Source organism: Flavobacterium channae (genome assembly GCF_021172165.1).
GTDB classification, from domain to species: Bacteria; Bacteroidota; Bacteroidia; order Flavobacteriales; family Flavobacteriaceae; genus Flavobacterium; species Flavobacterium channae.
Genome location: NZ_CP089096.1, coordinates 2,684,034 through 2,704,784 on the forward strand (window position 1 = coordinate 2,684,034; position 20,751 = coordinate 2,704,784).

General features: G+C 32.9%; 17 protein-coding genes and 1 pseudogene. 13 read left to right on the forward strand and 5 right to left on the reverse strand.

Going from position 1 to position 20,751, the window contains the following annotated elements; all coding sequences use genetic code 11:
• Positions 1 to 2: 2 nt before the first annotated feature.
• Both LOS89_RS12495 and LOS89_RS12500 read left to right on the forward strand, forming a co-directional pair.
• Entirely contained in the window at positions 3 to 854 is an 852-nt protein-coding gene (locus LOS89_RS12495; protein ID WP_231835573.1) for an SDR family oxidoreductase, read from the forward strand.
• 2 nt (positions 855 to 856) lie between these two features.
• Positions 857 to 1,780 (forward strand): DMT family transporter, encoded by a 924-nt coding sequence (locus LOS89_RS12500; RefSeq protein WP_231835574.1) that lies wholly within the window; start codon positions 857 to 859, stop codon positions 1,778 to 1,780.
• Between the two features lie 46 nt (positions 1,781 to 1,826).
• Here LOS89_RS12500 and LOS89_RS12505 read toward each other — a convergent pair whose 3' ends face one another.
• Positions 1,827 to 3,896: a M13 family metallopeptidase gene (locus tag LOS89_RS12505; protein ID WP_231835575.1), complete on the reverse strand. Its 2,070-nt coding sequence runs from the start codon at positions 3,894 to 3,896 to the stop codon at positions 1,827 to 1,829.
• Positions 3,897 to 3,899: 3 nt separating this feature from the next.
• Positions 3,900 to 7,286, reverse strand: coding sequence for a T9SS type A sorting domain-containing protein (locus LOS89_RS12510; RefSeq protein ID WP_231835576.1), 3,387 nt, complete (start codon positions 7,284 to 7,286; stop codon positions 3,900 to 3,902).
• A 132-nt stretch (positions 7,287 to 7,418) separates the two neighbouring features.
• Between LOS89_RS12510 and LOS89_RS12515 the strand changes: the two genes are divergently transcribed.
• The 4 genes from LOS89_RS12515 to LOS89_RS12530 all read left to right on the forward strand — a co-directional run bounded on the left by LOS89_RS12515 (position 7,419) and on the right by LOS89_RS12530 (position 11,408).
• On the forward strand, positions 7,419 to 8,114 hold the full coding sequence (locus LOS89_RS12515; protein WP_231835577.1) for an SCO family protein: 696 nt from the start codon (positions 7,419 to 7,421) through the stop codon (positions 8,112 to 8,114).
• A gap of 98 nt (positions 8,115 to 8,212) precedes the next feature.
• Complete coding sequence (locus LOS89_RS12520) at positions 8,213 to 8,440, forward strand: FeoA family protein (protein ID WP_231835578.1); 228 nt, start codon at positions 8,213 to 8,215, stop codon at positions 8,438 to 8,440.
• A gap of 5 nt (positions 8,441 to 8,445) precedes the next feature.
• A complete protein-coding gene (gene feoB / locus LOS89_RS12525; protein ID WP_231835579.1) occupies positions 8,446 to 10,548 on the forward strand; it encodes a ferrous iron transport protein B in 2,103 nt (700 codons plus the stop codon).
• Positions 10,549 to 10,586: 38 nt separating this feature from the next.
• Complete coding sequence (locus LOS89_RS12530; RefSeq protein ID WP_231835580.1) at positions 10,587 to 11,408, forward strand: hypothetical protein; 822 nt, start codon at positions 10,587 to 10,589, stop codon at positions 11,406 to 11,408.
• A gap of 128 nt (positions 11,409 to 11,536) precedes the next feature.
• On the opposite strand, the gene LOS89_RS12540 is transcribed toward LOS89_RS12530, so the two are convergent.
• On the reverse strand, positions 11,537 to 12,355 hold the full coding sequence (locus tag LOS89_RS12540; protein ID WP_231835582.1) for a ZIP family metal transporter: 819 nt from the start codon (positions 12,353 to 12,355) through the stop codon (positions 11,537 to 11,539).
• Between the two features lie 2 nt (positions 12,356 to 12,357).
• The gene (locus LOS89_RS12545; RefSeq protein WP_231835583.1) at positions 12,358 to 13,005 is read right to left on the reverse strand and encodes a metal-dependent transcriptional regulator; all 648 of its coding nucleotides are present in this window, start codon (positions 13,003 to 13,005) and stop codon (positions 12,358 to 12,360) included.
• Between the two features lie 80 nt (positions 13,006 to 13,085).
• Between LOS89_RS12545 and LOS89_RS12550 the strand changes: the two genes are divergently transcribed.
• From LOS89_RS12550 to LOS89_RS12580, 7 genes and pseudogenes are all read left to right on the forward strand, one after another.
• Complete coding sequence (locus LOS89_RS12550) at positions 13,086 to 15,344, forward strand: TonB-dependent receptor (protein WP_231835584.1); 2,259 nt, start codon at positions 13,086 to 13,088, stop codon at positions 15,342 to 15,344.
• Positions 15,344 to 16,483 carry a lycopene cyclase family protein gene (locus LOS89_RS12555; RefSeq protein ID WP_231835585.1) on the forward strand — a complete coding sequence of 380 codons (1,140 nt, stop codon included), beginning with the start codon at positions 15,344 to 15,346 and terminating at the stop codon, positions 16,481 to 16,483. The genes LOS89_RS12550 and LOS89_RS12555 overlap by 1 nt, the downstream gene beginning before the upstream one ends.
• A 102-nt stretch (positions 16,484 to 16,585) precedes the next feature.
• Positions 16,586 to 16,996 carry a BrxA/BrxB family bacilliredoxin gene (locus LOS89_RS12560; protein ID WP_231835586.1) on the forward strand — a complete coding sequence of 137 codons (411 nt, stop codon included), beginning with the start codon at positions 16,586 to 16,588 and terminating at the stop codon, positions 16,994 to 16,996.
• Positions 16,997 to 17,047: 51 nt separating this feature from the next.
• Positions 17,048 to 17,431, forward strand: a complete 384-nt coding sequence (locus LOS89_RS12565) for a hypothetical protein (RefSeq protein ID WP_231835587.1) — start codon at positions 17,048 to 17,050, stop codon at positions 17,429 to 17,431.
• Positions 17,432 to 17,526: 95 nt separating this feature from the next.
• Positions 17,527 to 18,261, forward strand: a complete 735-nt coding sequence (locus LOS89_RS12570) for a lysophospholipid acyltransferase family protein (RefSeq protein ID WP_231835588.1) — start codon at positions 17,527 to 17,529, stop codon at positions 18,259 to 18,261.
• A 3-nt stretch (positions 18,262 to 18,264) separates the two neighbouring features.
• The gene (locus LOS89_RS12575; RefSeq protein WP_231835589.1) at positions 18,265 to 19,257 is read left to right on the forward strand and encodes an acyl-ACP desaturase; all 993 of its coding nucleotides are present in this window, start codon (positions 18,265 to 18,267) and stop codon (positions 19,255 to 19,257) included.
• A gap of 15 nt (positions 19,258 to 19,272) precedes the next feature.
• Positions 19,273 to 19,915 (forward strand): annotated as a pseudogene (locus LOS89_RS12580) (HD domain-containing protein).
• 49 nt (positions 19,916 to 19,964) lie between these two features.
• Here LOS89_RS12580 and LOS89_RS12585 read toward each other — a convergent pair.
• On the reverse strand, positions 19,965 to 20,747 hold the full coding sequence (locus LOS89_RS12585) for an enoyl-CoA hydratase/isomerase family protein (RefSeq protein WP_231837080.1): 783 nt from the start codon (positions 20,745 to 20,747) through the stop codon (positions 19,965 to 19,967).
• Between the last annotated feature and the right edge of the window lie 4 nt (positions 20,748 to 20,751).

Here is a 20,751-nt window from a genome sequence, read left to right on the forward strand (position 1 = left end):
AGATGAAAAAAGAAAGAAAAAAGATTGCCATACTCGGCTGCGGTTGGCTGGGTTTACCCTTAGCCAAATCATTGCTTTCAAAAGGTTACGAAGTAAAAGGTTCTACGACTTCGGAAAGTAAATTAGAGGTGTTGAAAAATGCTGGGATATTGCCTTACCAAATTCAATTGGAGGAACATCAAATCATTGGAAATATGGAAGATTTTCTGAAAGAAACCGATGTTTTAGTGATTGATATTCCACCTGGATTGAGAAGAGAAATTTCGTCTTCTAGTGAAATGACGTTTGTAAATAAAATCAAAACTTTGATTCCCTATATCGAAAAATCAGGAATTCAGAAAGTTATATTCGTAAGCTCGACTTCAGTATATGGTGATAGTTTTCCAATTGTCGAAATTACAGAAGAAACAAAACCAAATCCTGACACCGAAAGTGGCAAGCAATTAGTAATTGCCGAAACTCTTTTACAATCGAATCCGCATTTTAAAACTACAGTAATTCATTTTGGTGGTTTACTTGGAGATGATCGTCATCCTATAAAATTTTTGGCTGGGAAAACCAATGTTGAAAATCCAGATGCCCCTATAAACATGATTCAGAGAGAAGATTGTATTGGAATTATTGAAACTTTAATTGATAAAGGACTTCGACAAGCTCAGTCTGACAACTGGAACGAAACCTTCAATGCTGTTGCACCTCAACATCCTACACGAAAAGAATATTATCACAAAAAAGCCGAAATTCTAAATTTACCATTACCTACCTTTGTAGAAAATTCGGAATCAATAGGAAAAATAATTTCCAGTAAAAAAGTGGAAACCATTTTAGGTTATTTGTTCCAAAAAGAAATTTAGCTATGGCCTATTTTAGTGTTTTTCATAATTACATTCAACAAAAGAAAAATGCGATTGGTTTACCCATTTTAGCTCTTATTTGGATAAGCTTTTTCTGGGGAACCACCTGGATTGCATCTAAAGAAGGTGTTAAATATATGCCGCCAATGCAATTAGTAGCACTTCGTCAGCTTTTTGGTGGATCACTTTATCTGCTATATTTTATAATTAAAAAACACCCTTGGCCAAACAAAAGACAATGGCGCAATATTTTTGTTTTGAGTGTGCTAAATTTCATGCTGAGCAACGGTTTGAGCACTTGGGGCGTTAAATATATTTCGAGTGGTTTAGGTGCTATTATTGGCTCCATTTTTCCACTTTGGATAGTAATTATCAGCTTGTTTCGAGGACAAAAAACGTCTTGGAAAGCAGTTGTAGGTTTGATTGTTGCTTTTGGTGGTATTTGCGTTATTTTCTACGATTATCTCAACGATTTCTTAGAACCCGAATTCCGATTTGGAATTTTACTTTCCGTGATTGCTACGTTTACCTGGGCATTATCTTCTATTTATATCAAAGAAAATAAAACGAATTTCAATCCGTATTTCAGTTTAGGATTGCAAATGTTGATTTCGAGTATTGTGATTTCGAGTGTAATTGGATTAAATGGCACTTCGGTTCCGCTGAATGAAATTCCGGCCATTTCTTGGTGGTCGATTGGATATTTAGTAGTTTTTGGTTCGGTATTAACCTTTATTGCTTTTATTTATGCATTAGAAAACTTACCGACTGAGATTAGTAGTTTATATGCGTACATTAATCCAATGGTGGCGTTGTTTTTTGGTTATTTGCTATTCAATGAACCTTTAACTACCGCGATTATTATTGGAGGAACAATCACGATTGTTGGTCTTTATATTGTAAATCGAGCAATTAAGAAGAAATAAAAAATCCCACCTAAAAAGATGGGATTTGATTGTATTTCGAATTTGATTACCAAATTTTCACACGTTTCTCATAAGGTAAATACATACCGTTGTGTGGTAAGATATTAAACGCTTTGTAGAACGCTTCAACATTTTGTAACGGCACATAAGCACGATACATTCCAGGTGAATGTGGATCCGTTTTTACTTGGTTTTTAATTGCTTCATCACGCATTTTACTTCTCCAAATGGTTGCCCAAGAAATGAAGAAACGTTGTTCTGGAGTAAATCCGTCAATTAAACCAGGATTACCATTTTCTTTCAAGTAAATTTGTAAACCATCAAATGCTGCATTAACACCACCTAAATCTCCGATGTTTTCACCCAAAGTGAATTTACCATCAACAAAAATTCCTGGCAGTGGTTCTAATGCTGAATATTGGTCTGCTAAAGCACTTCCTAATGTAGTGAATTGTTTTAAATCGTCTTCACTCCACCAGTTAACTAAATTTCCGTCTGCATTATATCTTGAACCAGAATCATCAAATCCGTGCGAAATTTCGTGTCCGATTACGGCACCAATTCCACCATAATTTACCGCTTCGTCAGCTTTGTAATCGTAGAAAGGAGGTTGTAAAATAGCCGCTGGGAAAACAATCTCGTTGTTTGTAGGACTGAAATAAGCGTTTACCGTTTGAGGCGACATTCCCCATTCTTCTTTATCAACAGGTTTACCTAATTTCTCAAGATTTTTCATGTGACTCCATTTCGCATACATTCTTGAATTATCAAAATAAGTTCCGCCTTGTTCAGGAGATTTTACCACTAAAGCTGAATAATCTTTCCATTTGTCTGGATAACCAATTTTCACACGAAATTTATTCAATTTTATTTTTGCATTTTCCTTAGTTACTTTTGTCATCCAAGGTAAATTGTCAATTCTGTTATCAAAAGCTTTCATAACATTAGCAATCATAGCTTGCGCTTTTGCTTTTGCTTCTGGCGGGAATTTTTTAGCAACATATAATTTCCCTAATGCTTCACCTAATCTTCCATTAACAGTTGCCAATGCTCTTTCTTCAGCTGGACGTTGTTTCACAGCTCCAGTTAAGGTTTTTCCGTAGAAATCAAAGTTTGCATTTTCGATTTCAGTTGAAAGTAAACCTGCAGAACCTCTTAAAGCTGTCCAACGCATGTAGGCTTTCCAATCTTCTACTTGGTTATCTTTTAAGATAGTTTCAACCGTTTGTAAATATTTTGGTTGTGAAACAACTAAAGAATCTACTTTTCCGATACCAACAGATTGAAAATATGCCTCCCATTTTACAGTTGGAGCTAATTTTTGTAAATCAGCAAAACTCATTGGGTTATACGTTTTTCTTCTGTCTCTACGTTCTACTCTATCTAAAGTAGCTGTTGACATTTTAGTTTCTAAAGCTAAAATTTTCTTAGCATTGTCATTAGCAGTTGCTGCAGACTCACCAATGAATTGTAACATTCTAGATACGTGAGCAATATATTTTTCACGCTTTTCTTTGTTGTCTGGTGCATCTGAAACGTAATAATCTCTATCTGGTAAACCAAGGCTACCTGTTCCTACATAAATTACGTTTTTGTTACTGTTTTTTGCATCAGCTCCAATATAACTTCCAAAGAAACCTAATCCCATTTCTGGTTCCATCTCAGCTAATAAGGCTACTAATTCGTCAGCATTCTTTACGTTATTGATTTTTGCCAAATATGGTTTTAAAGGATCAATTCCAGCTTTATTTCTACTAACAGTATCTAGAACTGTTTTGTATAGATTAATTGCTTTTGCTTGATCGGAATTTGGATCGATGGTTTTATCATTAATAGCTTCTTTTAAGATCGCCATTACATCATCATCAGTGTTTTTTCGAAGTTCATCAAAACTACCCCAACGCGTTCTATCAGCAGGAATTTCGGTTTTATCTAACCAAGTTCCATTTACATAACGGTTAAAATCGTCTGCAGGATTCACTTTTTTATCCATAAAACTAGTGTTTATCCCTATAGATTGTTTTTGTGAAGTTGCCTCCTTACCTGACTTACAAGATGAAATTGCAAGCGAAAGAACAAGCAAGCTTAAACCTCCGTTTAAAATTGATTTATTCATAGTTTATTCTTTAATAATTCTTTTAACTATTGATTGGTTATTAGCAGTAATTTTCACAAAATAAACACCTTGCGCTACTGAAGACATGTTCAATTGAATTTCACCATTTGAAATACCTAAATCGTTTTTAGACACTACAATTTTTCCAGTTAAATCATAAACTTCAATTGCAGAAACTTCATTTGTACCAACTGCTAAATTGAAAATTCCTTTTGAAGGATTTGGATACAATACTATATTTTGCAAATCAAAATTTTGATTAGAAAGAGTACCGTCAATTAAAAAATCATCTACATTAACTCCTAAACCATCGACTGATTGATCCGAGTGGAATACAATTCTAAAAATTATATTAGTCTCTGAGTTCAATGCATTTAAAGGATAACTATATGTTGTTAAAGTCGTATTTGAACCTGTCCATTGCGCACCAGGACAGTTATAACAATCATTCCCAGCTGTTGCAGAAGTTCTATCGCTATTGTACCATGTTGCCCCCATTGTGCCTAAAACAGACCATGAAGCTCCAAAATTTGTAGAGTATTCTACATAAGCAATATCCCAATTTTGTTCAAGATCATATTTCATTGCAAAACTTATTTGTGGATTAATCACATTTGACAAGTTGTAGCATTGAGAAACTAAATAAGCTTTTGTATTATTCGGATAATTCCCATTTGAATTAGTAGAATAAACTGTATTTCCTGAAGATGTTAAACCATCTGTTCTTACTGTTCTTAACCATTGTGCGCCTGAAGCTCCTTCTTTGTAAGAAATTAAAGCATCTGTTGCATTAGTAAATGGATTTGTAACACCAATTGTACCTGCATCATTGATATAAAATGAAGCACTCCCTTGGTTGTTATCTGGATAAGTATCATTTGCTGTTGTAGTTGTTACACTCATAGAATGCATTCCTCTTGATAACATGACTACTGGCAAATCGATAGTTACTGTTTCATTCGATAAAATTGTTCCGTTCCAATTATAGTTATAAGGAGTAGCATCAATAGTATAACTAACTGCTACAGAATTTATATTATTTAAACCATTATTCTTAACTTGAATTTGAGGCACAACATTATTATCACAATTTATGTTGATACCTGGATTTTCAATAGCAATAAACTTAACATCATCAGACACTAATTGAACAGGAATTGCTGTTTCCCAAACTCCTCTTCCGTAAGTAGCCGCAATTAATTTAGCATCTTCTAAATTGATTTCTAAATCACGTACCGAAACATTTGGTAAGTTGGTATCAAATGGTTCCCATTGTGACATTGAATCATCACGGTAATAAACACCTAAAGTTGTTCCCAAATACAATGGATTATCTGTATTTCTTCCTTGGTGAACGATACAATTTTTCCCTATAGAAGGAAGTCCATCAGATATATCACTAAAAATAACACCTCCATCTGTAGATTTTAATACAAGTCCTGTACTACCACCAGTAACTAAATAAACAATATTGCTATTTGAAGAATGTACTTTTATTGATTCTATACTACCACTAGGTGAATTATACACATTTGTAAAGTTTATTCCACGATTTGTACTTTTATATAAACCCAAACCATTTGCAACATACATGATATCATCATTAGAAGGATCTACCGAAATTACTTCTAGATTTCCAGAACCTAATGGATCAACATTTTGAATTGTCCAACTTGTTCCAACTAGTTTATATAACCCATCAAAACCTGAAAATAATTCTCCTGAACTATTCACTGTTAAGGGTGTTATCCAATTTCCGCTAGCAGGCGATGTTACCGAGCCTGTAATAGCGTCACCAGCTGAATTACTTATATATAATGTTCCTCCATTTTGGATAAACCCATAATATTGGTTTTGATTGTTTGGATTAATTGCAGTGTCCATTCCATCAGCTCCATAGTAATTTTTCCATTGTCCTCCACTGTAGGCATGTCCGCCGTTATCTTGTAATCCTCCAACCATATTTGCTGAAGATTGTTTTGACACTGCTATTCTATAAAATTGACTGATTTGAGCACCAGCTGTTAAGTCTGTAAAATTGCTACCATTGTTATCTGAAACATAAATTCCTCCATCGGTTCCTGCAAACAATCTTGTTCCGTGAAATCCTAAGTAATGAATATCAGCATGTGTATAAGATGGTCCTGTTGGATTACTCCAGTTATTAAGTCTTGTAGCCGAAGTTCCTCCATTAACAGATTTCCAAACATTCAAACAGCCTGTATAAATCTCTTCTGCATTTGTAGGTGAAACTGCTAAAGCTAAATCATACCAAGATTGATTAGATTCAAAAACATCAGTTGTTGTATTTCTTGCTGTAAAAGTTGTTCCTCCATCTGTTGAGCGATAGATTCCCTGAAAATCCCCACCACCAGTTGCAGCACTTAAAATATAAACATAATTCGCATTAGCTGGCGTTACATCTAAAAGTAATCTACTTGAATTAGTTGGTAATCCCGTTGATACTTGAGTAAATGAGGAACCACCATTTGTAGAACGATAAAAAACATTATTTGAAACCGCATAAACTGTATTTGGATCACCTGGTTTTAATCTAATACTTCCCTGAGAAAAATCTCCTAGTCTCACTCTCGACCATGTTGCTCCTGCATTTGTTGTTCTATAAATTCCATTATTAGTGGCACACCAAAGCATTTGATTATTTGTAGGATGAATCAAAATATCTCCAGCTCTTGATGGATTTGTTGTTGTGCCCATAATTCCAGTTGGGTTCCATGTTGCTCCTCCATCAGTTGATTTATAAACCCCAACCGAATAAGAGTCTCCAGCATCTTTATCACCGGTTGCAATATAAATTGTATTTGAATCTGAATAATCTACCGCAATACCAGAAACCCCAATTTGAGGCAATTCATCAGTAAGTGGTGTCCATGTAGAACCATTATTTGTTGATTTCCATATACCACCTGCTGGAGCGCCTAAATAAATAGTACTAGGATTTGAAGGATCAACATGAACAATGTTTACTCTTCCTTGCCCTGAAGACCAAGAACCTGTATTGGTATGTGTAAATGGTCCAACAGGTTGCCAGTTACTAACAGGCAAAGACATCGTTGTACGTCTATTCGCTTTAGATTGATTTTTTTGTCTCCAAGCGTTCCAAAATTCTTCTGAAGATTGAATATAACCTTGCTCGTTTGTGAAGCTTCTCCAATGAAACTCTGAACGCATAAAAGGCTTGTAACCAGAACCTTTTACGTTTTTATCATGCGTTAACCAATATTGATTAAAAGCAGTAACTAATTCATCAATAGTAGTTTCTCCTTTTTTAGTAGTGTTTATTTCACTCATCCACGGAGCTGTAGGATTAAATTGTGAAAATCCTAAAAAGGAACACAATAAACTAACAATCAGGTAATTTTTAATCATAAAACTATATATTTTGAAGATAATCTCACAAAGATAACGAAGAAAATTAACTTATTCGAATTTTAACAACTGTATAACGGTTAATTATGACCAATTACTTTTGAATTATCATTATTTTTGAAAAAAATTTTTATGTTAGTATTCCTTAAACCATATAAAAAATTTATTCTGTTTTTTTCAATACTTTCTATTGGGATTTATTTCGGAATTTACTCTTTGCTTAGTCCAAAAAAAACACTCCCAATATATTCTCCAAGGGATATAAATCCTGAGTTAGTTGATTCTACAGTACAACATATTGGCAATGATCATAAAATTGCAGACTTTGCTTTTACGAATCAAAATGGAAAATTAATCACTCAAAAAGATTATGAGAATACTATATACGTAGCCGATTTCTTTTTCACTACTTGCCCTACTATTTGTCCTAAAATGACCAATAATATGGTTTGGTTACAAGGTCAATTAAAAAACAATCCTAAAGTCAAATTACTATCGTTTTCTGTTACTCCTGATATTGACACGCCAGAAGTTCTAAAGAAATATGCTATTGAAAAAGGAGTTGATGATTCGCGTTGGAATTTAGTAACTGGAGACAAAAAAGACATTTATTATTTAGCACGAAAATCCTATTTAGCAGTCAAAACAGGAAAACCTGAAGAACTATATGATATGGTGCACACTGAAAATTTTATTCTTGTTGACAAAAACAAAAGGATAAGAGGGTTTTATGATGGTACTAACTTAGACCAACCTACCAACGATCCAAAAACTAAAAACATGCAACAACTTTTAGAAGATATTTTGTGGCTTTGTGAAAATCAATAAGACTATAAAAACAAAATATTTTATTAAAGTTGATAAATATCAAGATTAGTACAATTATAATTTTTACTTTTGTATTTTAATTCAATCTAAATAAGGAAATGGAAATTAGTTCTTCCGAACTTAAAATTGGAGAAGTTGCCGAAATAACCTCCATCAATCTAGATGAAATCCCACTAAAGCTTTTAGAAATGGGATGTTTACCTGGAAATTCCATTACTTTAATTCAAATTGCGCCTTTAGGCGATCCTTTGTATTTTAACGTAAATGATTCGCATGTAGCCATTCGATTAGAAACGGCTAAAGAAATCACGGTTACCAAAATGTAATTCTCATGAGTAAAAATCCTATCAAAGTTGCTTTAATTGGAAACCCAAATGTGGGCAAAACATCGGTTTTTAATGAATTAACAGGATTGAATCAACAAGTGGGAAATTACCCAGGAATCACCGTTGAAAAAAAACAAGGCGTTTGTAAATTAAACGAAACCATAAAGGCAAAAATCATCGATTTACCCGGAACTTACAGCTTAAATGCCAGTTCGATTGACGAAAATGTAGTGATTGAATTATTACTCAACAAAAACGACGAAGATTTTCCAGATGTTGCCGTTGTGGTGACCGAAGTGGAAAACTTAAAACGAAATTTACTCCTTTTTACCCAAATTAAAGATTTAGAAATTCCGACCATTTTAGTCATTAATATGGCGGATAGAATGAAATTGAAAGGTATTGAATTGGATATTCCAGTTTTAGAAAAAGAACTAAAAACGAAGATTGCTTTAATTAGTTCGCGTAAAAAAATTGGAATTGATTATTTAAAAGAACTTATTCTTAACTATCAAAATATTTCTACCGAACCTTGTTTGCATGCTTCTTCGATAGATCCAGATTACTTTAATAATTTAAGAAGAGCATTCCCAAATCAGTTGTTATACAAACTTTGGTTGGTAATAACGCAAGATGTTAACTTTTTAAATTTAGAACGAAACGAAATTAAGAGTTCGTTTACAAAATCGCATGCCGATTTAAAGCGTTTGCAACAAAAAGAAACCATCAAACGCTACCAATTCATTAACGATACACTAAAAATTGGTCAAAAAATCGATCAATCTAAAGCAACCGATATTCGAGCAAAAATAGATCGTGTTTTAACTCATAAAATATTTGGTTACGTTATTTTCTTCGGAATATTAATGCTAATATTTCAGTTTTTATTTGACTGGAGTAGCATTCCTATGGATTTCATTGATGAAACTTTTGCTAATTTTAGTTCACTTGCTAAACAACATTTACCGGCAGGAGAATTTACCAATTTAATTAGCGAAGGATTAATTCCAGGAATTGGCGGAATTGTTATTTTTATTCCCCAAATTGCCTTTTTGTTCTTATTTATTTCTGTTTTAGAAGAAAGTGGCTACATGAGTCGTGTGGTTTTCCTAATGGATAAAATCATGCGAAGATTTGGCTTGTCTGGAAAAAGTATTGTACCCTTAATTTCGGGAACTGCTTGTGCTATTCCGGCAATTATGAGTGCTCGAAATATTGAAAATTGGAAGGAAAGACTTATAACTATTTTAGTTACACCTTTTACAACTTGTTCGGCAAGGTTACCTGTTTATGCTATATTAATTTCACTAATTATCCCTGAAAAAAGAGTTCTAGGATTCTTAAGTTTACAAGGACTAACCCTAATGGCATTGTATTTATTAGGATTTGGAATGGCAGTTTTTTCGGCTTACTTGCTTAATAAATTATTAAAATTAAACTGCAAATCATACTTCGTAGTTGAAATGCCAAGTTATAAAATTCCGATGATTAAAAATGTTGGAATAAATGTATTAGAAAAAACAAAAGCGTTTGTTACGGGTGCTGGAAAAATCATTTTAGCTTTGTCAGTAATCTTATGGTATTTAGGTTCTCACGGATTAAGCGATGATTTTAATAATGCTGAAAAAATAATCACAAAACAAAACCAACATAAAACAATAACTGCAGAAGAATTTGAAGACCAAGTAAACTCTTTCAAATTAGAAAACTCGTATATCGGTTTTATGGGAAAAACTATTGAACCAATGATTGAACCTCTTGGTTATGATTGGAAAATAGGTATTGCAGTAGTTAGCAGCTTTGCTGCTCGTGAAGTTTTCGTTGGAACATTGGCAACAATCTACAGTGTTGGAAGTCATAGCGAAGAAGAAACAACCATAAAAAATCGTATGGCTGCAGAAGTACATCCTGAAACGGGTAAGAAAATATTCAATTTTGCTACAGGAATTTCATTGTTGCTATTTTATGCGTTTGCTATGCAATGTATTTCTACTTTAGCCATTGTTAAAAAAGAAACTAATTCTTGGAAATGGCCAATAATACAATTGGTTTTCATGAGTGGATTTGCCTACATAACAGCATTAATTGCATATCAAGTTTTAAAATAAAAGGCATACTTTTTGATTGTTTTTATAAAACAAAATCGATGAAAAAATTTCTACTCGCTTTAGTTGCAATCTTAACTTTAAATAGTTCGTTTTCACAAAAAGTTGATAAATCTAAAAGTGAATTAAAATCGGGAAGTTCAAGTAGTTCTTCTGGGACAAGAAGCAATACATCTAGTTCTTCTAGAAGTTCTTCAGATGATTATGGATTAGTTGGTTTATTTGTAGAAGGATTTTTATTTGTGAGTTTTTATTCCACTATAGGTGATTATAATTCAGAAGAACATCTTTACAATCCGCTTTCTAAATATCCTTATTTTGATGGTGAATCAGGAAATTTTCAAAATGATAATGACAGCATAGAAATTGGCAATATAATGCGATTTGATGTTGAAAATCATTTTCTTTACAGTAGTAACAAGTTATTAGGAAATCACTTAAAAGCAAAGATTAGACCGTTTCAATACTTTTATTTACAAGCTGATTATCGTGAATTATTAGAGAAAAATTTATTTACAAACCAATTCTCCAATCTTTCATTATTTCAATTTAATTTGGCTTATGATAGAATTCGATTTAAAAAATTCAATTTTGGATGGACACTTGGTGCAACTTATGTAGCAAATGATGTGCAAAAAGTTGGCTTTTCATACGGCTTAAATGCCGATGCTTTCATCATCAAAAACATCAGCTTTAATACCGCTATGTTATGGTGTAGAATAAACGGCTTACCCGTAAATTCATTTGAGCTAAGAGGAAAATATCACAAAAAGAATTATTTCTTCTCTTTTGGATATGAGCATTTAAAAATTGCTTCACCAAATTATAATTTTGTAACTTTAGGAACTGGAATATATTTTTAGAATATGGATATGCAACAAATATTAGTTTATCTTTCTTTAGCTATAGCCATAGGATTTTTGGTTAAGAAATTCTTTTGGAAAAAACGCACTAAAAAATCAAAACCTTGCGGTGATGATTGCGCATGTCATTAACCTAAAGCCACATCTAAAACCATCATTACAATAAAACCACCTATAAAACCTAATGTGGCGATATCTGTATTTTTATCTTGTTGAGTCTCGGGAATAACTTCTTCAACAACAACAAAAATCATGGCCCCAGCAGCAAAAGCTAATGCATAAGGCAAAATTGGAGTGAAAAAAGTAACTGCAACAGCACCAATTACTCCAAAGATAGGTTCAACGATTGCCGAGGATTGGCCATACATGAAACTTTTCATACGACCCATTCCCATTCTTCGTAATGGCATAGAAACGGCAATTCCTTCAGGGAAATTTTGAATTCCAATTCCTATGGCTAAAGTAACTGCTCCTGCAATTGATGCTTCTGGAATTCCTGCTGCAACACCACCAAACAAAACACCAACAGCTAATCCTTCTGGAATATTATGCAATGTAATAGCCAAAACCAAAAGAGTTGTACGTTGCCAAGGCGATTTTATTCCTTCAGTTTCTTTGAAATTAATATGCATGTGAGGCAATACTTTATCCAATCCAAAAATGAACATAGCACCCAAAGCAAATCCAACCGCAGCTGGAATTACTTTTACAAAACCATCACCATGACTCATTTCGATAGCAGGAGCTAATAAACTCCAAAAACTTGCTGCCACCATAACACCTCCAGTAAAACCTAGCATTCCATCTAACACTACACGATTCATATTCTTAAAAAAGAACACAAATGAAGCACCAAATGCCGTTAAACCCCAAGTAAATGTAGTGGCTAAAAATGCCGCCAAAATGGGATCAATACTCTCAAAAAAATGAATAATTGAATCAAACATAATTATTGAACGTATAAATTATTAGCAATTTTATTCGAAATCGTTAAGCGTTTTCCATCGATTTCAACCGTTAAAGTATCATCAAAATCTTCTTTGTCAATTACTTTTACAACCGAACCTAATGCTATTTTTTGCTTGTCTAAATATTTTAAAAAATCGGTAGAAGAATCTTTTACACCGACGCAGTGAAAAGATGCATTAATTTCTACTTCTGATAAAAGTTGTTTCTCAATTTTTTTAATCACACCTTTTGCATCAGGAATAGGATCTCCGTGTGGATCAGCTACTGGAAATCCTAAAAACGCATCCAATCTATTAATCAATTTTTCGGATTTAATGTGTTCTAATTCTTCAGCTATTTCGTGCACTTCATCCCAAGAAAAACTTAATTTATCTACTAAAAAAACTTCCCACAAACGGTGTTTTCTTACAATCATTTTGGCTAAATAAAACCCTTTATCCGTTAATGTAACACCTTGGTATTTTTGATAACTCACCAAATTTTTATCCGATAGTTTCTTCAACATATCGGTAACAGATGACGCTTTGGTATCGAGCATTCCCGCAATAGCGTTCGTGTTGACACCTTTTGGAGAAACCAACGACAAATGATAAATAACTTTAATATAATTTTCTTCCGAAATGGTCATAAACAATTCATTTTTACAAATATATAAAGTTTTTTAGTTTTGTAAATGTTTTATTTTTAGATTTATCTAAATTTAATTTTATGATTTTTAAAATATTTATTTATACAACCCTGCTTTTTTCACTTTTTACTTTTTCACAAAACACCATAAAAGGAAAAGTGACCTCTAATAATGAGGTTTTAGCTTATGCTACTATCTATATAAAAGAACTTAGTAAAGGAGTAGAAACCAATGAAAACGGAATGTATACATTTGAAAATATACCTGTAGGTTCTTATACAATTACCGCTTCCTACATTGGGTTTAAACCCGAAAAAAAGAACATAACGGTCACAGAAAACAACGAAACAACCCTTAACTTTAACCTAATTGAAGATGCAAATGTTTTAGATGATGTGGTGGTTTCAGGAACACTAAAACCTGTTTCAAGAATGGAAACGCCTGTTCCGGTCGAAGTGTATACGACAGCCTTTTTAAAGAAAAACCCAACATCAAATATTTTTGAAGCTTTACAAAACGTAAATGGCGTTCGACCACAACTCAATTGTAATATTTGCAACACGGGCGACATTCATATTAACGGATTAGAAGGCCCGTACACAATGGTTACTATTGACGGAATGCCAATTGTTAGTGCACTTTCAACAGTTTACGGTTTATCTGGAATTCCAAACTCATTAATCGACAGAATTGAAGTGGTAAAAGGTCCAGCTTCAAGTTTGTACGGAAGTGAAGCTGTTGGTGGATTAATCAATATCATTACAAAAAAACCAACAACCGCTCCATTATTTTCGGCTGATATATTTTCAACTTCTTGGTTGGAAAACAATGTGGATTTAGGTTGGAAAAGTTCGGTTGGGAAAAAAGCAATGACCCTAGTCGGCATCAATTATTACAATTACAACCAACCTATTGACAACAACAACGATAATTTTACCGATGTAACCTTGCAAGAACGAATTTCCGTCTTCAACAAATGGAATTTCGATCGAAAAAACAATAAAGAGTTCACCATCGCAGGACGCCTTTTTTACGAAGACCGTTGGGGTGGCGAAATGCAATGGAACAAATCGTATCGTGGTGGCTCGGAAGTGTATGGTGAAAGTATTTATACAAAACGTTTAGAACTTTTGAGTAAATATCAATTACCAACTACAGAAAACATGAATTTATCGTTTTCAATGACAGCACACGACCAAAATTCGGTGTACGGAAATACCATTTACTTAGCGAATCAAAAAAATGCTTTCGGACAATATACTTGGGATAAAAAATTAGAAAACCACAATTTGTTATTGGGAGCTGCTTTTCGTTATCAATATTATGACGATAATACAACAGCTACAACGACTGCAGAACAAACAAAAATCTATAGCATTTTTCTTCAAGATGAAATAAAATTGGCTCCAAAACATCATATTTTATTAGGTGCTAGATACGATTACAACAACAATCACGGCAACATATTTACACCGAGAATTGCTTACAAATGGAATCCAACAGAAAACGATGTATTCCGAATTAATGCGGGAACTGGATTTCGAATCGTAAATTTATTTACCGAAGAGCACGCCGCTTTAACAGGTTCAAGAGATGTAATAATTACCGAAGATTTAAAACCTGAAACTTCCTACAACGTCAATTTAAATTATTTGAAAAAAATTAGATTTGAAAACGGCACTTTTTTAGGATTTGAAACTTCGGCTTGGTACACGTATTTTAACAACCAAATTATTCCAGATTACGACACAAATCCGAACCAAATTATTTATACCAACTTAAACGGTTATGCACAAACTTTAGGAATTAGTGGCAATGTCGATTTGGTTACACCTTTTGGATTGAAAGCAATTGTTGGTTTCACAATTATGGAACCGAAAAATGTGCAAAACGGAGTAAGTTCAACACCTGCTTTAACAGAAAAATATAGCGCCAATTGGGCTATAACGTACGAAATTCCAAAATGGTTTTTAGCCATCGACTACACTGGAAATTTATATGGTCCGATGCGTTTGCCATTATTAAGTGATTTAGATCCAAGACCCGAATATTCTCCTATTTGGAGTTTGCAAAACATTCAATTTACTTATAAAAAATTTCGTAGTTTTGAACTTTATGGAGGTGTGAAAAATATATTGAATTGGACGCCTAACAAAAGCACTCCATTTTTGATAGCTAGAGCAAATGATCCTTTTGATGAAGGTGTAGAATATGATACGAATGGAAATGTTTTAGCGACACCAACAAATCCATACGCCTTAACTTTTGACCCAAGTTACGTCTATGCACCCAACCAAGGAATTAGAGGTTTTTTAGGAATTCGATATACCATTTATTAATGCAACATTATCATTACATTTTTACAGGTTCAGGATTATCGGCTTTAATGACCGTTTATGAAATGCTTTTATCTGGAAAGTTTGAGGATAAATCCATTTTGCTAATTGATGAAAACACTAAAAAAGCAAACGATAGAACTTGGTGTTTTTGGGAAGAAGATAATTTATTTGATGAAATCGTTTCAAAAAAATGGAATCAAGCGATTTTTACTAATGAAAAATTCAATCGAATTTTAGAATTAACGCCTTATCAATACAAGAAAATTAATGGTTTAGATTTTTACGAATTGGTTTTCAAGAAGATTTCAGATCATAAAAACATTCATTTTTTAAATCATACAGTAGTTGATTTTACTGAATTAGGCAATCATTGTGTTGTAAAAACAGAATCAGTAACTTTCACTTGTAACAAAATCTTCAATTCTATTTACAATCCAGAAATTGTAAAAAAACAAAACAAATTCCCTTTAATTCAACAACATTTCATTGGTTGGTTTATCAAAAGTAAAGAAGCGGTTTTTACTCCAAATTGCGCCACTTTCATGGATTTTTCGGTGAAGCAAAAAGGCAATACACGCTTTATGTATGTTTTACCAACATCTTCAACTGAAGCTTTGCTAGAATACACCTTGTTTTCAAGAGATTTACTTTCAAAAGAAGAATACGAAGGTGAAATTCAAAAATACATTGAAAATCTTGGTATAACCGAATACGAAATCATCGAAAAAGAACACGGAAACATTCCGATGACGTGCTATCCTTTTTGGAAACACAACACGAAAAACATCATCAATATCGGTTCGGCTGGCGGCTGGACCAAAGCTAGTACCGGTTATACATTTAAAAACGCTTCAAAAAAATCAAAAGCTTTGGTTCAATTTCTAAAATCAGAATCCGACTTCACTAAATTCCATAAAAAAGACAAATTTTGGTTTTATGATTTGTTGCTAATAGATATTTTAAGTGCTAAAAATCAGTTGGGTTCTAAAATATTTTCATCCATGTTTCAAAAAGGAAATTCAACTGTCATTTTTAAATTTTTAGATGAAGAAACTACTTTTTCGGAGGATTTACAAGTGATTTGGAAATGTCCAAAAATGCTTTTTATAAAGGCGTTATTTTTAAGAATTTTTAAATAAAAACAAACTATCAAATCATAACAAATCTTTATGAATTGCTATTCTGTAACAAGCAAAAAACTTCGTAACTTTGCCATTCGTTAACTTATAACAATATACATTATGTATCCAGAAGAAATGGTAAACCCAATGCGTGCTGAATTAACAGATGCAGGTTTCAAAAATTTATATACAGCAGATGACGTAAAAAACGCTATCAAAGCTGAAGGAACAACTTTAGTTGTAATCAATTCTGTTTGTGGTTGTGCTGCAAGAAATGCACGTCCAGGAGCAAAAATGAGTTTAGAAGGAGGAAAAAAACCAGCTAATTTAATCACTGTTTTTGCAGGAGTTGATAAAGATGCGGTTGATGCTGCAAGAGCAGAAATGTTCCCTTTTCCACCGTCTTCTCCAAGTATGGCATTATTCAAAGATGGAGAATTAGTTCACATGTTAGAGCGTCATCATATTGAAGGTCGTCCAGCAGAATTAATTGCTGAAAATTTAAAAGACGCTTACAACGAGTTTTGCTAATTAAATAACGCAACCTTTTCATGATTTTTTAATCTAATTAGAAAAAAGATTATGAAAACTATCATTCGATTTTTGCTTTTAGCAACGCTATTGCAAAGTTTTCAATGCAATGAAGATGAATCAGTTGCTACGGTTACACCTCAACAACTGGCTCAAAAAAAACAAGAAATTCTCGATTATATCAACAGTTATTCTTGTGCTGAAGCTTCAGGATGTAATTCGATTGCGTTTGGTGCTAAACCTTGTGGTGGACCAAGAGAATTTTTGGTTTATCCAAACTCGGTAGATCAAGTTACATTACAAAACTTAGTTGATGAATATTACGAAATGGACAACGAATATAATATACAAACTGGAGCTGTTTCTGATTGTATGGTAGTAACTGCTCCAAGTAATATTGATTGCGTAAATGGCGTTTGCACAATTATTGATTAAAAAATAGAAATGTTTACTATGCAAGCATATAGAAAGACCACCAAATATGGTGGTTTTTTTATTTTATAACTTACTTTTGCACAAATTGGTTTCAAATGGAAAAAATTCTATCCTATCCACTTTCAATAGTTTATTACATTCTATTTTTACTTTGGTTATTTGTTTTTCATCCTATACAATGGGTTTGCTTTAATCTTTTTGGATATAATGCACATCGTATAAGTGTTGCTTACCTAAATTTATTTTTAGTTAGAACAGCGCATGTTTTAGGAACAACATATCACATTAAAGGAATGGAAAATGTTCCGGAAAACAAACCTTTAATTATTGTAGCCAATCACCAAAGTTTACATGATATCACAACTATTATTTGGTTTTTAAGAAAAGTGCATCCAAAATTCATTAGTAAAATTGAATTAGGAAAAGGAATTCCAAGTGTTTCTTATAATTTACGCCATGGTGGATCGGCATTAATCGATAGAAAAGATCCAAAGCAAGCTTTACCAGAAATTAAAAAAGTAGCCGAATTAGTAAATAAAAACAACTATTCTGTCGTTATATTTCCAGAGGGAACAAGAAGCAAAACAGGAACACCAAAACCATTTGCAGTAAATGGATTAAAAATGTTGTACAAATTTGCTCCTGACGCTTACTTCTTACCTATTACAATTAACAATTCTTGGAAGATGACAAAGTTTGGTCAATTTCCATTAGGATTAGGAACAAAATTAGAGCTACTTATTCATGAACCTATGAAAATTTCTGAGGTTCCATTTGAAGAGATATTTGAAAAAACTGAAAAAATTATAACAGAACACATAAAAAAATAACCCATGTCTATACAAAACGTCCGTTTAGAAGTGATGCAGTTCTTGGAAAAAAAGATCGATCATTTCATGGAAGAATTCTTAATTCCGGTTGAGAAAATTTGGCAACCAACTGATTTATTGCCAAATTCTCAAAATGAAACTTTTTTTGAAGATGTAAAAGAATTAAGAGAAATTGCCAAAGATTTACCTTACGATTTTTGGGTAACTTTAGTTGGTGATACTATTACTGAAGAAGCCTTACCAACTTACGAATCTTGGTTGATGAATGTTGAAGGAGTAAATCCTGAAGAAAAAAGTAATGGTTGGAACAAATGGATAAAACATTGGACTGGTGAAGAAAATCGCCATGGAGATGTTTTAAACAAGTATTTATATCTTTCAGGAAGAGTAAATATGAGAGAAGTTGAAATGACAACGCACCATTTAATTAATGATGGTTTTGACATTGGAACAAGCAATGATCCTTACAAAAACTTTGTTTACACTTCTTTCCAAGAATTAGCTACTTATGTTTCGCACAATAGAGTTGCATTAATTGCTAAAAAATATGGAGATAAAAAACTTCATAAAATGTGTAATTTAATTGCTGGAGATGAAATGCGTCATCACTTAGCTTACAGCGAATTTGTAAACCAAATTTTTAAAGTAGATCCAAGCGAAATGATGTTGGCCTTCCAACACATGATGAAGCACAAAATTATAATGCCGGCACACTTTTTAAGAGAAAGTGGTCAAAAAATAAGCACTGCTTTTGAACAATTTTCAGATTCTGCACAAAGAATAGGCGTTTATACGGCTGTTGATTATGTAGATATTATGCAAAAATTAATTGACAAATGGGAAATTGATAAAATTGCAAATTTATCTGATGAAGCAGAGAAAGCAAGAGATTATCTAATGAAACTTCCTAGTAGAATGGCCAAAATTTCTGAACGAATAGTAATCCCAGAAACAAGTCATATTTTTAAATGGGTTGAACCTGCTTTGGTAAAATAATTCATCTTTCACAAAATGACATTAATTGACAACACTATACTTTTTGTAAAAAAACAATTAGAAAATGCCGAAGGCGGTCATGATTGGTTTCACATAGAGCGTGTTTATAAAAATGCTTTATTAATTGCCTCCGAAGAAGAATGCAACTTAGAAGTTGTTAAACTTGGCGCGCTGTTACACGATATTGCTGATTCTAAATTTCATAATGGAGATGAAACTGTTGGCCCAAAAACAGCCAGAACTTTTTTAGAATCACAAAACGTTTCAGAAGATGTTATTCTGCATGTAATTGCAATTATTGAAAATATCTCGTTTAAAGGTGGGAATTTTGAAAAGAAATTTAATTCTAAAGAATTAGAAATTGTACAAGATGCCGATCGATTAGATGCGATTGGAGCGATTGGAATTGCGAGAACGTTCAATTAGTGGGTTTAAAAATCGCCCTTTATACAATCCAAATATTCAGCCCAAATTGAATATGACAAAAGATGAGTATAAAAATAGTGAATCCCCAACACTGAATCATTTTTATGAAAAACTATTGCTTTTAAAAGACAAAATGAATACCGAAACAGGTAAAAAAATTGCTCAAAAGCGCCACGATTTTATGGTTACTTTTTTAGGTCAGTTTTATGCCGAATGGGACGGACAAGAATAAAAAAAGTGTTCAGTTTAGATATCCTCAAACTGAACACTTTTTACTTTAATTATTTCCCTGGAAACTCTGCTTTACGTTTTTCTAAAAATGCAGTTGTTCCTTCTTTAAAATCTTCGGTTCCAAAACAAAAACCAAAGTTTTCAATTTCAACATTAAAACCATTAATTCCATCGGTATAATTTGCATTAACTGCTTGAATTGCTTTTGCAATAGCAACACTAGAATTTTTAGTTATTTTTGAAGCAATTCCTTTAGCAAATTCTAATAATTCTGCTTGCGGAACTACATGATTTACTAAACCATAGTTTTTTGCCGTTTCAGCATCAACCATTCCCGCTGTCATAATCATTTCCATTGCTCTTCCTTTTCCTACTAATTGTGCCAAACGTTGTGTTCCTCCGTAACCTGGAATAACGCCTAATGTTACTTCTGGTAATCCCATTTTAGCATTATCTGAAGCAACTCTAAAATGACACGACATTGCCAATTCTAATCCTCCACCTAATGCAAAACCATTAACTGCAGCAATAACTGGTGTGTCTAAATTTTGAACAAAATCAAACAATAATGCCTGACCTTGAGCAGCTAATTTGCCTCCTTCTTCTACAGAAAAATGTGCAAATTCTGAAATGTCGGCTCCAGCCACAAAAGCTTTTTCTCCACTTCCTGTCACAACAATAACTTTAACCGATTTATCTTCATTTAATGATTTAAATCCTTCGTGTAATTCTTGAATTGTAGCTTTATTTAAAGCGTTTAATTTTGTAGGTCTATTAATTGTAATAATAGCAATTGCATCTTGTTTTTCAATAAGAATATTTTCCATTTTGATAGTG

Coding starts and splice junctions, on each gene's coding strand:
- LOS89_RS12495 (WP_231835573.1), top strand. CDS start 3: ATGAAAAAAGAAAGAAAAAAGATTGCCATACTCGGCTGCGGTTGGCTG.
- LOS89_RS12500 (WP_231835574.1), top strand. CDS start 857: ATGGCCTATTTTAGTGTTTTTCATAATTACATTCAACAAAAGAAAAAT.
- LOS89_RS12505 (WP_231835575.1), bottom strand. CDS start 3,896: ATGAATAAATCAATTTTAAACGGAGGTTTAAGCTTGCTTGTTCTTTCG.
- LOS89_RS12510 (WP_231835576.1), bottom strand. CDS start 7,286: ATGATTAAAAATTACCTGATTGTTAGTTTATTGTGTTCCTTTTTAGGA.
- LOS89_RS12515 (WP_231835577.1), top strand. CDS start 7,419: ATGTTAGTATTCCTTAAACCATATAAAAAATTTATTCTGTTTTTTTCA.
- LOS89_RS12520 (WP_231835578.1), top strand. CDS start 8,213: ATGGAAATTAGTTCTTCCGAACTTAAAATTGGAGAAGTTGCCGAAATA.
- feoB (WP_231835579.1), top strand. CDS start 8,446: ATGAGTAAAAATCCTATCAAAGTTGCTTTAATTGGAAACCCAAATGTG.
- LOS89_RS12530 (WP_231835580.1), top strand. CDS start 10,587: ATGAAAAAATTTCTACTCGCTTTAGTTGCAATCTTAACTTTAAATAGT.
- LOS89_RS12540 (WP_231835582.1), bottom strand. CDS start 12,355: ATGTTTGATTCAATTATTCATTTTTTTGAGAGTATTGATCCCATTTTG.
- LOS89_RS12545 (WP_231835583.1), bottom strand. CDS start 13,005: ATGACCATTTCGGAAGAAAATTATATTAAAGTTATTTATCATTTGTCG.
- LOS89_RS12550 (WP_231835584.1), top strand. CDS start 13,086: ATGATTTTTAAAATATTTATTTATACAACCCTGCTTTTTTCACTTTTT.
- LOS89_RS12555 (WP_231835585.1), top strand. CDS start 15,344: ATGCAACATTATCATTACATTTTTACAGGTTCAGGATTATCGGCTTTA.
- LOS89_RS12560 (WP_231835586.1), top strand. CDS start 16,586: ATGTATCCAGAAGAAATGGTAAACCCAATGCGTGCTGAATTAACAGAT.
- LOS89_RS12565 (WP_231835587.1), top strand. CDS start 17,048: ATGAAAACTATCATTCGATTTTTGCTTTTAGCAACGCTATTGCAAAGT.
- LOS89_RS12570 (WP_231835588.1), top strand. CDS start 17,527: ATGGAAAAAATTCTATCCTATCCACTTTCAATAGTTTATTACATTCTA.
- LOS89_RS12575 (WP_231835589.1), top strand. CDS start 18,265: ATGTCTATACAAAACGTCCGTTTAGAAGTGATGCAGTTCTTGGAAAAA.